Origin of the sequence: Streptomyces sp. CBMA29, from assembly GCF_014596445.1 — a bacterium.
Taxonomy (GTDB): Bacteria; Actinomycetota; Actinomycetes; order Streptomycetales; family Streptomycetaceae; genus Actinacidiphila.
Genome location: NZ_MECL01000019.1, coordinates 14,343 through 27,534, shown reverse-complemented (window position 1 = coordinate 27,534; position 13,192 = coordinate 14,343). Strand labels below are relative to the sequence as shown.

Below are 13,192 nucleotides of genomic sequence, written 5' to 3'. Positions count from 1 at the left end.
CCCGTCGGCCGAACCACCGTGTGCGACGCGCCCGTTGAGCCCGATGACCTGGAGACAGCAACCGTGACCGACCGTCCTTCCTGGGCCCCGCAGGGCATCGACCTGACGGTGCCCAGCGTGTCCCGGATCTACGACTACTTCCTCGGTGGCTCGCACAACTTCGAGGTGGACCGGGAGGCGGCGCGGCTGGCCATGCGGGCCATGCCGGGGGCGCCCAAGATCGGCCAGGCCAACCGGGCGGTCATGCACCGCGCCGTGCGCTTCGCGATGGACCGCGGCATCGACCAGTTCCTCGACATCGGCTCCGGCATCCCCACCTTCGGCAACGTGCACGAGGTGGTGCAGCGGGCGAACCCCGACGCCCACGTGGTGTACGTCGACAACGACCCGGTCGCCGTCGCCCACAGCCGCGCCGTCCTGGAGGGCAACGACAAGGCGACCATCGCCGCCGCCGACCTCCGCGACCCCGGCTCGGTCCTGGACAACCCCGAGACCAAGCGGCTGCTGGACTTCGACCGCCCCATGGGCCTGCTGCTCGTCGCCGTCCTGCACTTCCTGTCCGACGCCGACAATCCGAACGAGGTCGTCGCCGCTCTGCGCGACGCGCTGGCCCCCGGCAGCGTCCTGGTCGTCACCCACGCCACCCTCCAGTTCGGCCCCGTCCCCTCAGGACAGCGCGGCGTCCAGGCCGTCTACCAGCGCACCGCCACCCCGCTGATCATGCGCACCAAAGAAGAGGTGGAACGCTTCTTCGACGGCTTCGAACTCGTCGAGCCCGGCGTCGTCCCGCTGCCGCACTGGCGCCCCGAGGCGCCGCTCAGCGACGACGACGACCCCGCCGTACTCCACGGTCTCGCCGGTGTGGGGCTGAAAGCGTGACCGCGCTCCCGGCCGCGGCCGGAAACGAGGGAGCGCAAGCGCCCGACGCACGCCCCGGCGACAATCTGCGCAGATTCGCCGCCATCTGGGCACGCGCCATCTACCCGGTCACGGTCACCTCGATGACCCGCGCCGAGTTCGAGGACCACCTGCTGCCGCTCACCCGCGTGCTGAGCGACACTCTCAGGGGCCGCCCGTTCGACCCCCGCCCGGCCGCAGAGGTCGGCACCGCCCTGGTCGCCGCGCACTGCACCGACCCCGAGGCGCTGCCCAGCATCCTCGGCGTCATCGACGCCTACCTCGTCCTGTACTGCCCGCCGGGACCCGGCCTCGACACCGACGAATGCCGGGCCCGCTGCTCACGCCTCCAGCACGCGGTCGCCGTCGGCTTCTCGCGGGCCCTGCGCGAACGCACCCTGCGCGAGCAGGAGTCCATCATCCGGGCCGCCCTGGACGCCCAGCGCGACGCCGAGGGCGCCCTGGCCGCCAGCGAGGCCCGCTTCCGCGCCGTCTTCGAGGGCGCCGCCCTCGGCATCGGGATCGCCGACCTCGACGGGGAAGTCCTCGAGGTCAACGACGCGATGACCCGGATGTTCGGCAGCGAATCCCTGACCATGCGCCGCAATGTCACCGAGTGGGTGCACAAGGACGACGGCACCGGCACCGGCACCCGCCGTCTCAACGGCGAGCTGGTACGCGGCGAACGCGACACGTACGACGTCGAGCGCGCCTACCAGCGGGTCGACGGCACCATCTTGTGGGCCAACGTACGGGCGTCCCTGCTGCGCGACGCCACTGGCCGCCCGCAGTACCAGCTCGCGCTCGTCGAGGACGTCACGGAACGGCGCGGACTGCTGCGCCGGCTGCGCCACCAGGCGACCCACGACGCGCTCACCGGACTGCCCAACCGCGCCCTGTTCTTCGAACGCCTCGACGTCGCGCTCGACGCCGACCCCGCCAACGGCACCAGCCGCATCGGCGTCTGCTACCTCGACCTCGACGGCTTCAAGGCCGTCAACGACAGCCTCGGCCACGCGGTGGGCGACCAGCTCCTCGTCGCCGTCGCCGAACGCCTCCAGTCCTGCGTCACCTCGCCCGACCAGCTCGTCGCCAGGATCGGCGGCGACGAATTCGTCGCCCTCTACACCGACCCGCCGAGCCTCGCCGCGGTCACCGCGCTCGCCGAACGCATCCTGGACGCGCTGTCCGCCCCGGTCCTGCTCGACGGCCGCGAACTGCCCGTCCACGGCAGCATCGGCATCGTCCACGGCCCCGTCGAGTCCCGGATCGCCGCCGACGTCCTGCGCAGCGCCGACATCACGATGTACCGCGCCAAGGAACAGGGCGGCAACCGGTACGAGGTCGCCGACCCGGTCGCCGACGCCCGCGCCATCACCCGGCACGGCCTGACCAACCAGCTCCCGAGCGCCCTGGAACACGACGAGTTCTTCATCGAGTACCAGCCGCTCGTCGGCCTCGACGACGGCGCCGTGCACGGTGCCGAAGCGCTGGTGCGCTGGTGCCACCCCACCCACGGCATACTCGGACCCGACCAGTTCATCCCGCTCGCCGAGAGCACGGGACACATCGTCGGCCTCGGCCGCTGGGTCCTGGAGCGGGCCGCCCGCCAGGCGTACGCCTGGCAGAGCGAGCACATCGGCGGCGGCCCGCCGCCACGGGTCAACGTCAACCTCTCACCGATCCAGTTGCACCACCCCGAGCTGGTCCAGGAGGTCTCCCGCGTCCTGGAGGACACCGGCCTCGACCCCGCCTCGCTCTGCCTTGAGGTCACGGAGAGCGCTCTGATCGGCGCCGACGAGGACACCCTCAAGCCGCTGCGGCAGATAGTCGACCTCGGCGTCTCCATCGCCCTCGACGACTTCGGCACCGGCTACTCCAACCTGTCCTCCCTGCGCTGGCTCCCCGTCAGCGTCCTCAAGCTCGACCGCTCCTTCACGCGCGGCATGCGCGGCCACGCCGCCGACCCCGTCGATCTCAAGATCGTCGGCGGTATCGTCTCCCTCGCCCACGCCCTCAACCTGACCGTCACCGTCGAAGGCGTCGAGACCCGCACCCAGGCCGACCATCTGCGCGCCCTCGGCTGCGACACCGGCCAGGGCTGGTACTACGCCCGCCCCGGCCCCCCGGAGCGGCTCCACACCCTGTCGCTGGCCGACGCCAGCTAGGACCTGTCCGGCCCGTCGTCACGGCTCCGCCATCGCGCGGGGCCGTGAGAAACGACGCACTCGGGCGCGTCGGGCGGGCGCCGGGGCGGAGCCGCGCGGCCCACGTGGTGGAATCAGGCGGTACGCCAGCCCGTGGTCCGTCCGAGGAGAGCCCCCTGAACACCGCCGTCGCGGAGACGATCTCCGCCCTCGCTCTCCTGGTGGTCCTCGGCTTCGCCGTCCTGCGCCCGCGCGGCTGGCCCGAGGCGGTGGCCGCGGTGCCCGCCGCGGGACTGCTCATCGGCATCGGGGCCGTGACGCCGTCCGCCGCCTGGCACGAGACCAGGGAACTGCTGCCGGTCGTCGGCTTCCTGGCGGCCGTGCTCGTCCTGGCGGAACTGTGCGCCGACGACGGTCTGTTCACGGCGGCGGGCGACGCGGTCGCGCGGGCCTGCCGGGGCGAGCCCAAGCGGCTGCTGGCCGGGGTGTTCGTCGTGGCCGCGCTGGTCACGGCGGTGCTGAGCCTGGACGCCACCGTCGTCCTGCTCACGCCGGTGATCATCGCGACGGCCGCGCGGGCGGGCGCCAAGGCCCGCCCGCACCTGTACGCGACCGCCCACCTGGCCAACTCCGCCTCCCTGCTGCTGCCGGTCTCCAACCTCACCAATCTGCTGGCCTTCACCGCCGCCGGAGTGTCCTTCACCCGCTTCGCGCTCCTGATGACCCTGCCGTGGCTGCTGTCCGTCGGCATCGAATACACCGTCTTCCGCCGCTACTTCGCCGCCGACCTCGCCATCCGCGAGCACCCGCCGGAGCAGGGCGAGCCGCCGGCCGTGCCGGTGTTCACGCTGGTCGTCCTCGGCCTGACCCTGGTCGGCTTCGCGGTCACCTCGCTGGGCGGCCTCAACCCCGCCTGGGCCGCGCTGGCGGGCGCGCTGGTCCTGGGCGTACGGGCGCTGCGCCGCGGCCGGGCGACGGTCCGCGGCCTGGTCGCGGCGGCCGGGCCGCTGTTCTGCCTGTTCGTGCTCGCCCTCGGCGTCGTGGTGAAGGCCGTGGTCGACAACGGGCTGTCCGACGCCGCCGACCGGGTGCTGCCGCACGGCAGCGGCCTGCTCGCGCTGCTCGGGACCGCCGCGTTCGCCGCCGTCCTGGCCAATCTGATCAACAACCTGCCCGCCGTGCTCGCCCTCCTTCCGCTGGCCGCCGCGGGCGGCCCCGGCCCGGTGCTCGCCGTGCTCATCGGCGTCAACCTCGGCCCCAACCTCACCTACGCGGGTTCGCTCGCCACCCTGCTGTGGCGGCGCGTGCTGCGCGACCACGGCACCGACTCCGACCTGGGCACCTTCACCCGGCTCGGGCTGCTCACGGTGCCGCCGACGCTCATCGCCTCCACGGTCGCGCTGTGGGCGGGCCTGCGGCTCACCGGAACCTGACCGCCGCCTTTCCCAAGGGCCCGTCAGCTCCGCTTGGTGAGCGTGCTCGGGGCGCCCTCGGCCTGCGGCCCCGCCTCGATCCGCAGGGTGCGCGCGTCCGTCATGGAGACGGAGTACTCGTGCCCTGTCATACAGGTCCGCGACGAGTCAGGGTCCGTGGGCTTGGCGGCGGTGACCCGCAAGGTCATGGTGTTCCCCCGGACCTGCGCCAGCGACAGCGCTTCCGTACAGCCCCGCTCGGCCCCCGTGCCCGACTCGGGGATGTTGCTGACGTCCTGGCCGACGGCCTCGCCGCGCGCCCCCGCGTGCAGGCTGAGCGTGACGGTGAACCGGTCGCTGCGCGGCTGGCCCCCGCTGCCGCTCGGATTGCCGGGCCCCATACCGACCCAGGTGCCGACCCACGAGGCGGGCAGCGCGTCCGTGGGCGCGGAGGTGTGGGTGCTCGTGCTCGGGTCGGGATTCCCGTTGTTGTTGTCGCCGGAGCCGCGCTGCTGGTCGAGGATGACGCCGATCACCACGAAGAGGACCAGCAGCCCGGCGACGACCAGCCCGACGATCGCGCCCGGCCCCATGCCCGAGCGGCGGCGCGCCGGATTCCACGGCACGGGCTGCGGTCCCGAGTACGGTCCCGTGGGCGCCGCGGGTCCCGAGACGGGCGACGGTGTACGCGGCGGCGCGTACGCGGCGTGCGGGGGAGCGGGGGTCTGGCCTCCGGAGCCGGGCCCGCGGCCGGGCGCGGTCAGCGGCGCCGTGGGGGAGTACGGCGAGGGCCCGACGGCGGCCGTCGGGTCCGCCAGCAGCGTGCGGACCCGCGCTTCACGGCCGCGCAGCTCGTCGGTGAGGCCGGGCGCCGGGACCTCGTGCCACACGCCCGTACGGTGACCCGCCTCCCGCAGCAGCGCCAACGCCTCCTCGGCGGTCGGCCGGTCCGCCGGTTCCTTGGCGAGGCACGCGTGGACCAGCGGCGCCACCGCGTCGGGCAGCCCGGTGAGGTCGCCGTCCTCGTGCACGATCCGGTACATCAGCGCGGGCGTCGACGGCTCCTCGCCCGGCCGGTTGAACGGGCCGTGCCCGGTCCCCGCGTAGACCAGTACGGCCGCCAGCGCGAACAGGTCGCCGGGCTCGGCGGACGCGCCCGCGGTCGCCTGCTCGGGCGCCATGTAGCCGGGGGAGCCGATCACCCCGCCGGTCCTGGTGTGCCGGGAGTCCTCCGCGGCCCGCGCGATGCCGAAGTCGATCAGCAGCGGCCGGTCGGGGCCGAGCAGCACGTTCGACGGCTTCACGTCGCGGTGCGCGAGACCCACCGCGTGCACCGACCGCAGCGCCTCGCAGAGTTCGGCGGCCAGCGACGCCAGTGCCGGTTCCGGCAGCGGGCCGTGCGCCGAGACCCACTCGGCCAGTGAGGGCGCCGCCACGTACTCGGTCGCCAGCCACGGGGGGCGGGTGCCGGGCGGGCTGTAGTCGACCACCGCCACCGTCCACGGCGAACGCACCCGGTCCGCGTGCCGGATCTCCCGCGCGAACCGTTCCCCGAAGCCGGGGTCGAGCCCGAACTCGGACCGTACGGTCTTCAGCGCGAGTGCCCGCCCGGCGGGTGTGCGCGCCAGGTAGACCTGTCCCATGCCACCCGCGCCGAGCCGCGCGAACAGCGGATATCCGCCGACGGTGCGCGGATCCGTGGTGTCCAAGCTCTCCATGGGCAGCAGCGTAGGGCCGCCTGCGGCTGTGCGGGAGCGCGTTCCTACTCATCCGCCTTCGTCGCCGTACTCAGTCGCCACTCCAGGCCCGCCTGGTGTTTCCCACCCCGCCCGCCCGTGCGGGTGCTTTCTCCGTCTGCGGGTGCCGCTTGTGCCTGGTCGGTGCCGGTCCGGGGTACCTCCTCGAAATCCGTAACACCTGGCCCCTCGTATCCGGTGCCGTTCCTGTCAACGTATTTCTGCGGGGGCACCCCGCCCCGTCCCCTCCGGGTCCGTCGGCGTCCGCCTGTCCGTAGATGGCCGGGGAGGGTGTCAAAGACCGTGAGGGCGCCCCGCGTGTCCTCCGCCCACCCGGGGGCCGGGCCCACCCAGCGGACGCCGACGTACGTGCTGGCCCACCCCCTCCCGGCCGCCCCCCCACCGGCAGCCGGACGCCGAGGTGCCCGAGCCTGCCCACCCCCACCGGCAGGCGGACGCCGAGGTGCCCGAGCCTGCCCACCCCCACCGGCAGGCGGACGCCGACGTACGCTGGCCCACCCTCTCCCGGCCGCCCCGGTTGGGCGGCCGGGTGGCGCAGGGCCCGGCCCCCACTCACCCCCCTCCGCCACCCCCACGGACAGGCGGACGCCGACGTACCCGAGCCCACCCACCCACTTCCCGCCCGCCCCGGTTGGACGGCGGTCGCGCAGGGGCCCGGCCCCCACCCACCCCCCTCCGCCACCTCCACGGACGGGCGGACGCCGACGTACCGGAGCCTGCCCGCCCCCTCCCGCCTACCCCGGCTGGACGGCCGGGTGGGGCAGGGCCCGGTCCCCGCCCAATCCCCTCCCGCCCACCCCCGCCGGACAGGCACCCGCCGCCGTACCCAAACCCACCCACCCTCGCCCCCCCTCAGCCCCCACCGGGCAGGCGGACGCCGATGGACCCGGAGGGGACGGGGCGGGGTGCCCCCGCAGAAATACGTTGACAGGAACGTCACTGGATACCCGGGGCCAGGTGTTACGGATTTCGAGGAGGTACCCCGGGCCGGGACCGACCAGGCACGGGCGGCACCCGCAGACGGAGAAAGCACTCGCACGGGTGGGCGGGCGGGCAAGACGAACCGCACAGCGGCGAACCGTAAGACGGAATCGCGCCCGTGACGTGGGGCGTCCGATCAGGCATACTCCAACGCGCCAGAACCGCTGATCACCGCGTGCCGCGACCCGGCAGGGGAACATCGGTTCATGGGCACTGCCCACCGACGGCGCCGCCACACCCAGGGCGTGCCGCCGACGCCCCCGACAGGGAGGAGTGTGCCGCGATGTCGCAGCACGGCCCGCAGCCGGTTGTCCGCCAACTGCCCACCGAGGAGGCGCGGGATCTGCTCGCGCTCACCCGGGACCTGGCCCAGCGGGAGATCGCGCCCGTGGCCGCCGCGCAGGAGGACGCGGGCCACTTCCCGCGTGAGACCTTCGCGCTGATCGGGGAGACCGGACTGCTCGGCCTGCCGTACGCGGAGGAGCACGGCGGCGGGGGACAGCCGTACGAGGTCTATCTCCAGGTGCTGGAGGAACTGGCCGCGGCCCGCCTCACCATCGGCCTCGGCGTCAGCGTCCACACCCTCGCGTGCCACGCGCTCGCGCACTTCGGCGCCAAGGAACAGCGCGCCGAGCACCTGCCCGCCATGCTCGGCGGCAGCCTCCTCGGCGCCTACTGCCTCTCCGAGCCCGCCGCGGGCTCCGACGCGGCCAGCCTGCGTACGCGCGCCGTACGTACCGGCGGCGGCGGGGACGGCGGCGGCGCGGACGGCGACGCCGGGAAATGGGCGATCGACGGCACCAAGGCGTGGATCACCCACGGCGGCGTCGCCGACTTCTACACCGTCCTGGCCCGCAGCGGCGGCGACGGCGCGCGCGGCATCTCCGCGTATCTGGTGCCGGGCGACGCGCCGGGCCTCAGCGCCGCCGCGCCTGAGCGGAAGATGGGCATGAAGGGCTCGCCCACTGCCCAGGTGCACTTCGACGGCGTGACCGTCCCCGACAGCCGCCGCATCGGCGAGGAGGGCCAGGGGTTCGCCATCGCGCTGGCCGCGCTGGACGCCGGACGGCTCGGCATCGCCGCCTGTGCCGTCGGCCTCGCCCAGGCCGCGCTGGACGCCGGGCTCGGTTACGTCAAGGAGCGGCGCCAGTTCGCCCGGCCCCTGGCCGACTTCCAGGGGCTGCGCTTCATGATCGCCGACATGGCCACCAAGATCGAGGCGGGCCGCGCCCTCTACCTGGCCGCGGCCAGGACCCGCGACGCCGGTCTCGACTTCTCCCGGCAGGCCGCCATGGCCAAGCTCTTCTGCACCGACGCGGCGATGCAGGTGACGACGGACGCCGTCCAGCTCCTGGGCGGCTACGGCTACACGGCCGACTTCCCCGTGGAGCGGTACATGCGCGAGGCCAAGGTCCTTCAGATCGTCGAGGGCACCAACCAGATCCAGCGCATGGTGATCGCGCGCCACGTGGCGGGCCCCGAGTCGCGGAGCTGAGCGTCCACCTGATGGCGGGTGGTACTCCGGCGCCCCGGACGGGGCGCCGGCTCAGGCCGCGCGGGGCGCCGGTACCCGGAAGGGGTGCGAGCCGGGGCCGCCCACGTGCGAGAAGGGCTGGGTGCGCCAGTCCAGGGTGTCGGGCAGGACCAGGAGGGTGCCGAGGTCGAGGTCGTGGACCTCACCGGGCAGGGAGCCGTCGAGGGGGCTGGCCTCCTCGACCGGGCGGCCCGAGCCGGAACAGACGGTGAGGCCGAAGGGGTTCCACGGCGTGGGGCACAGGGCGTGCTCCGGAAGCCGGTCCTCGTCGGCGAAGACCGCGATCGGCCGCGCGCACTCCGGGCAGTCCACCCGGACCAGGTCCAGATCGTCCTCGAACGAGTCATCCGTGTCGTCGGCGTCCGGCAGCCCCGGCAGCAGCGCGAGCGCGAATTCGCGTTCGTGCCCCTCCTCGGGCGCCGGCTGGGTCCGCTCACTGCGGTTGTGGCGCACATGGTTACGCATATTCGCGTCTCCCCCATCGGACGGATGTGCCCTCCATCGGGCCGGCCCGGCGTCAATCCCGCGGCCATAGCGAGCACTTCCCGCCGCGCTACGCGGGTAATCACGCCATCGACCTCATAGGGATGCATTGGGTGTGGCCTTCGTCACATCCCGCCTTTCGGCCGGTCCATGCGCCCTCGCCATGCCTCCGCGCACCCCTCGTGCCCCCGCGCGGCATCTTGCGGGAGTGCCGGATAAGGTGCGAGCGGGCGTGGCCGGGCAGGGCACGCCGACCGGAGGAAGCGGCTCGGCAGAATGCGTGGCGACGTGATGCGTGACGGGTGGCGGCGTAATGCGTGACGGTGGCAGGCGGACCAACTGGGCCGGGAACATCACCTTCTCGGCGGAACGGGTGCACCGCCCGGAGTCGACCGGCGCCCTGCGCTCACTGGTCGCCGCGAGCCGCCGCGTGCGGGTGCTGGGCAGCGGCCACTCGTTCAACGACATCGCCGACACCGACGGCGCCCTCGTCGAACTCTCCGGCCTGCCACCAGAGATCGACATCGACACGGCCGAGGCCACCGTCCGCGTCGCCGCGGGCGTCCGCTACGCCGAACTCGCCCAGCGGCTGCACGAGTCCGGCTTCGCGCTGCCCAACATGGCGTCCCTGCCGCACATTTCGGTGGCCGGCTGCGTCGCCACCGGCACCCACGGCTCCGGCGACGCCAACGGCGGCCTCGGCACCTCCGTCAGCGCCCTCGAACTCGTCACCGCGGACGGCGAAGTCGCCGTACTCAGCCGGGAGAAGGACGGCGACCGCTTCGACGGCGCCGTGGTCTCGCTCGGCGCGCTCGGCGTCGTCACCGCCCTCACCCTCGACCTGGTCCCCGACTTCGCCGTCCGCCAGCATGTCTTCACCGGACTCGAACTGGCCGACCTGGACGGGCACTTCGAGGCGATCACCGGGGCCGCGTACAGCGTCAGCATGTTCACCGACTGGCGCGCGCCGCGCTTCGGACAGGTCTGGCTCAAGCAGCTCGCCGACGCGCCCGCGCCCGAATTCCCCTGGGCCGCGCCCGCCACCGGGCCGATGCACCCGGTCCCCGGCGCCGACCCGGTGAACTGCACCGCACAGCAGGGCCTGGCCGGCCCCTGGCACGAGCGACTGCCGCACTTCAGGCCGGGATTCACCCCCAGCAGCGGCGCCGAGTTGCAGTCCGAGTACCTGCTGCCCCGCGAACACGCCCTGCCCGCGCTCCACGCCCTCGCCGCGCTCGGCGCCGACATCGCGCCGCTGCTCCAGATCTGCGAAGTGCGTACCGTCGCCGCCGACCGGCTCTGGCTCAGTCCCGCCTACGGGCACGACACCGTCGCCTTCCACTTCACCTGGGTGCCGGACACCGCCGCCGTCCTCCCCGTCCTCGCGCTCCTCGAACAGCGACTCGCGCCGTACGCGCCGCGCCCGCACTGGGGCAAGGTCTACGTCGCCGACGCCGCCGAGGTCCGGTCCCGCTACCCCCGTATGGCGGACTTCCGGGCGCTGGCCGCCGAGCTGGATCCGGGCCGCACCTTCAGCAACGCCCACCTGGACCGGCTGCTGCCCGCGTGAGCGCGACGGCGCGACCCCCGCGCGGGATGTGACCGAACCGTGCACATGCATACGTAACGCGGCGCTGTGCCTATGGGTAAGGTCATCCGCTATGGAGGAGTTGGACCGGCACATCGTGGAACTTCTCGTCGCCGACGGGCGCATGAGCTACACCGACCTGGGCAAGGCCACCGGCCTGTCCACCTCGGCGGTGCACCAGCGCGTGCGCAGGCTCGAACAGCGCGGGGTGATCCGCGGCTACGCGGCCCTCGTCGACCCCGAGGCGGTCGGCCTGTCCCTGACGGCCTTCATCTCCGTCAAACCGTTCGACCCCAGCGCCCCCGACGACATCGCGGACCGGCTCGCCGAGGTCCCCGAGATCGAGGCGTGCCACAGCGTCGCGGGCGACGAGAACTACATCCTCAAGGTGCGGGTCGCCGCCCCCATCGAGCTGGAACACCTCCTGACCCGGATCCGCACCCTCGCGGGCGTCTCCACCCGCACCACGGTCGTCCTGTCCACGGCGTACGAGGCCAGGCCGCCGCGCGTCTGAGCCGCGAACCGGCTGCCGCGGACCCGCCGTCACGAGAGGCGTGGAGGGGTCGGGGGCCGCCACCCCGGAGTCGGGCGCGCGCCCCGACCGGGGGAGACTGTGCCCATGCACCGCACCTCCACCCCGCAGCCCCCCGCCACCCCCGCGCCGACCGGCACCGTCCTGCTCCGCGGCGGCGCCGTCTACAGCCCCGCCGACCCCTTCGCGACCGCGATGGTCGTGGACGGCGGCACCGTCGCGTGGGTCGGTTCTGAAGGGGCCGCGGACTCCTTCGCGGACGGCGTGGACAGTGTCATCCAGCTCGAAGGGGCGCTGGTCACCCCGGCCTTCACCGACGCGCACGTGCACACCACCGCCACCGGCTTCGCCCTCACCGGCCTCGACCTGTCCGGCGCCGCGTCGCTGGCCGACGCGCTGACCCGTACGGCCGAATACGCCGCCGCACGGCCCGCCGACCGCGTGCTGCTCGGCCACGGCTGGGACGAGAGCCGGTGGCCCGAGCGGCGCACACCGACCCGCGCGGAACTGGACGAGGCGGTCGGCGGACGGCCCCTCTACCTGACCCGTACGGACGTCCACTCGGCCGCCGTCAGCACCGCGCTGCTCGATCTGGTGCCCGGTGTCAGGGACGAGCCCGGCTTCGACCCGCAGGCGCCGCTGACCCGCGACGCGCACCACGCGGTACGCCGCGCCGCGTACGCCGCCGTCACCCCCGCCCAGCGCGCCGCCGCCCAGCGCGCCGCGCTGCTGCACGCCGCGGAACAGGGCATCGGCGCGCTGCACGAGTGCGCGGGCCCCGACATCTCCTCCGAGGACGACCTCACCGGCCTCCTCGCGCTGGCCGCCGCCGAATCCGGGCCGCGGGTCTTCGGCTACTGGGCACAGGCCGCGTCCGCCCCCGCCGACCTCGACCGGGTCCGGGACCTCGGCGCGATCGGCGCAGGCGGCGACCTCTTCGTGGACGGCTCGATCGGCTCCCACACGGCCTGCCTGCACGCCCCGTACGCCGACGCGCCGCACACCGGCGTCAGCTACCTCGACGCCGAGACCATCGCCCGCCACCTCACCCTCTGCACGCAGGCGGGCCTCCAGGCCGGTTTCCACGCCATCGGGGACGCGGCGATCGGCGCGGTCGTCGACGGCGTACGGGCCGCCGCCGCGGCCGTCGGCCTGGAGCGCGTCAGGGCCCTGCGGCACCGCGTGGAGCACGCCGAACTGATGACTCCCGCCACCATTGCGGCCTTCGCCGAATTCGGCCTCGTCGCCTCCGTACAGCCCGCCTTCGACGCGGCCTGGGGCGGCGAGCACGGCATGTACGCCGACCGGCTCGGCGCCGGGCGGGCCCGCGACCTCAACCCCTTCGCCGCCATGACCCGTGCCGGGGTGCCGCTGGTCCTCGGCTCCGACAGCCCCGTCACCCCGCTCGACCCCTGGGGCGCCGTCCGCGCCGCCGCCTTCCACCGCACCCCCGAGCACCGCGTCTCGGCCCGCGCCGCCTTCAACGCCCACACGCGTGGCGGCTGGCGCGCCATCGGGCGGGACGACACCGGCGTCCTGGTACCCGGCGCCCCCGCCGACTACGCCGTCTGGAACAGCGGCGACCTCGTCGTCCAGGCCCCCGACGAACGCGTCGCCAACTGGTCCACCGACCCGCGCTCCGGTACCCCGGGCCTGCCCGATCTCACCCCCGGGCGCCCGCTTCCGTCCGCCCTGCGCACCGTCGTCGGCGGCCGTACCGTCTTCGAGCGGCCGAACGGGTGAGCATCGCTCGGCACATGCGGCCGAACGGTGTGCCCTCGGCCTGTCGCGGCGTGTCGCAGGGGCCCGCACTGACCTGCTGATTTGGCGAAACCCCGCAGGTCAAAGGGGTGTTGACAGC

At 74.0% G+C, this 13,192-nt stretch carries 9 protein-coding genes; 7 read left to right on the top strand and 2 right to left on the bottom strand.

Annotated features, from left to right (window positions below; genetic code table 11):
* Nucleotides 1-63 precede the first annotated feature (63 nt).
* From BGM09_RS03070 to BGM09_RS03060, 3 genes are all read left to right on the top strand, one after another.
* Entirely contained in the window at nucleotides 64-879 is an 816-nt protein-coding gene (locus BGM09_RS03070; RefSeq protein WP_188279803.1) for an SAM-dependent methyltransferase, read from the top strand.
* Nucleotides 876-3,065: a putative bifunctional diguanylate cyclase/phosphodiesterase gene (locus BGM09_RS03065; protein ID WP_317452503.1), complete on the top strand. Its 2,190-nt coding sequence runs from the start codon at nucleotides 876-878 to the stop codon at nucleotides 3,063-3,065. The genes BGM09_RS03070 and BGM09_RS03065 overlap by 4 nt, the downstream gene beginning before the upstream one ends.
* Nucleotides 3,066-3,172: 107 nt before the next feature.
* On the top strand, nucleotides 3,173-4,477 hold the full coding sequence (locus BGM09_RS03060) for an SLC13 family permease (RefSeq protein WP_411158246.1): 1,305 nt from the start codon (nucleotides 3,173-3,175) through the stop codon (nucleotides 4,475-4,477).
* Between the two features lie 23 nt (nucleotides 4,478-4,500).
* Here BGM09_RS03060 and BGM09_RS03055 read toward each other — a convergent pair whose 3' ends face one another.
* Complete coding sequence (locus tag BGM09_RS03055) at nucleotides 4,501-6,174, bottom strand: serine/threonine-protein kinase (RefSeq protein ID WP_188279802.1); 1,674 nt, start codon at nucleotides 6,172-6,174, stop codon at nucleotides 4,501-4,503.
* A 1,303-nt stretch (nucleotides 6,175-7,477) separates the two neighbouring features.
* Here BGM09_RS03055 and BGM09_RS03050 point away from each other — a divergent pair.
* Nucleotides 7,478-8,689 carry an acyl-CoA dehydrogenase family protein gene (locus tag BGM09_RS03050; protein WP_188279801.1) on the top strand — a complete coding sequence of 404 codons (1,212 nt, stop codon included), beginning with the start codon at nucleotides 7,478-7,480 and terminating at the stop codon, nucleotides 8,687-8,689.
* 51 nt (nucleotides 8,690-8,740) lie between these two features.
* Here the strand turns inward: BGM09_RS03050 and BGM09_RS03045 are convergent, their stop codons facing one another.
* A complete protein-coding gene (locus BGM09_RS03045) occupies nucleotides 8,741-9,193 on the bottom strand; it encodes a hypothetical protein (RefSeq protein WP_223186222.1) in 453 nt (150 codons plus the stop codon).
* Nucleotides 9,194-9,524: 331 nt separating this feature from the next.
* Between BGM09_RS03045 and BGM09_RS03040 the strand changes: the two genes are divergently transcribed.
* The 3 genes from BGM09_RS03040 to BGM09_RS03030 all read left to right on the top strand — a co-directional run bounded on the left by BGM09_RS03040 (nucleotide 9,525) and on the right by BGM09_RS03030 (nucleotide 13,074).
* Nucleotides 9,525-10,781, top strand: a complete 1,257-nt coding sequence (locus tag BGM09_RS03040) for an FAD-binding protein (protein ID WP_188279800.1) — start codon at nucleotides 9,525-9,527, stop codon at nucleotides 10,779-10,781.
* A gap of 91 nt (nucleotides 10,782-10,872) precedes the next feature.
* Complete coding sequence (locus BGM09_RS03035) at nucleotides 10,873-11,313, top strand: Lrp/AsnC family transcriptional regulator (RefSeq protein WP_188279799.1); 441 nt, start codon at nucleotides 10,873-10,875, stop codon at nucleotides 11,311-11,313.
* 105 nt (nucleotides 11,314-11,418) lie between these two features.
* The gene (locus BGM09_RS03030) at nucleotides 11,419-13,074 is read left to right on the top strand and encodes an amidohydrolase (RefSeq protein WP_188279798.1); all 1,656 of its coding nucleotides are present in this window, start codon (nucleotides 11,419-11,421) and stop codon (nucleotides 13,072-13,074) included.
* Nucleotides 13,075-13,192: the final 118 nt, after the last annotated feature.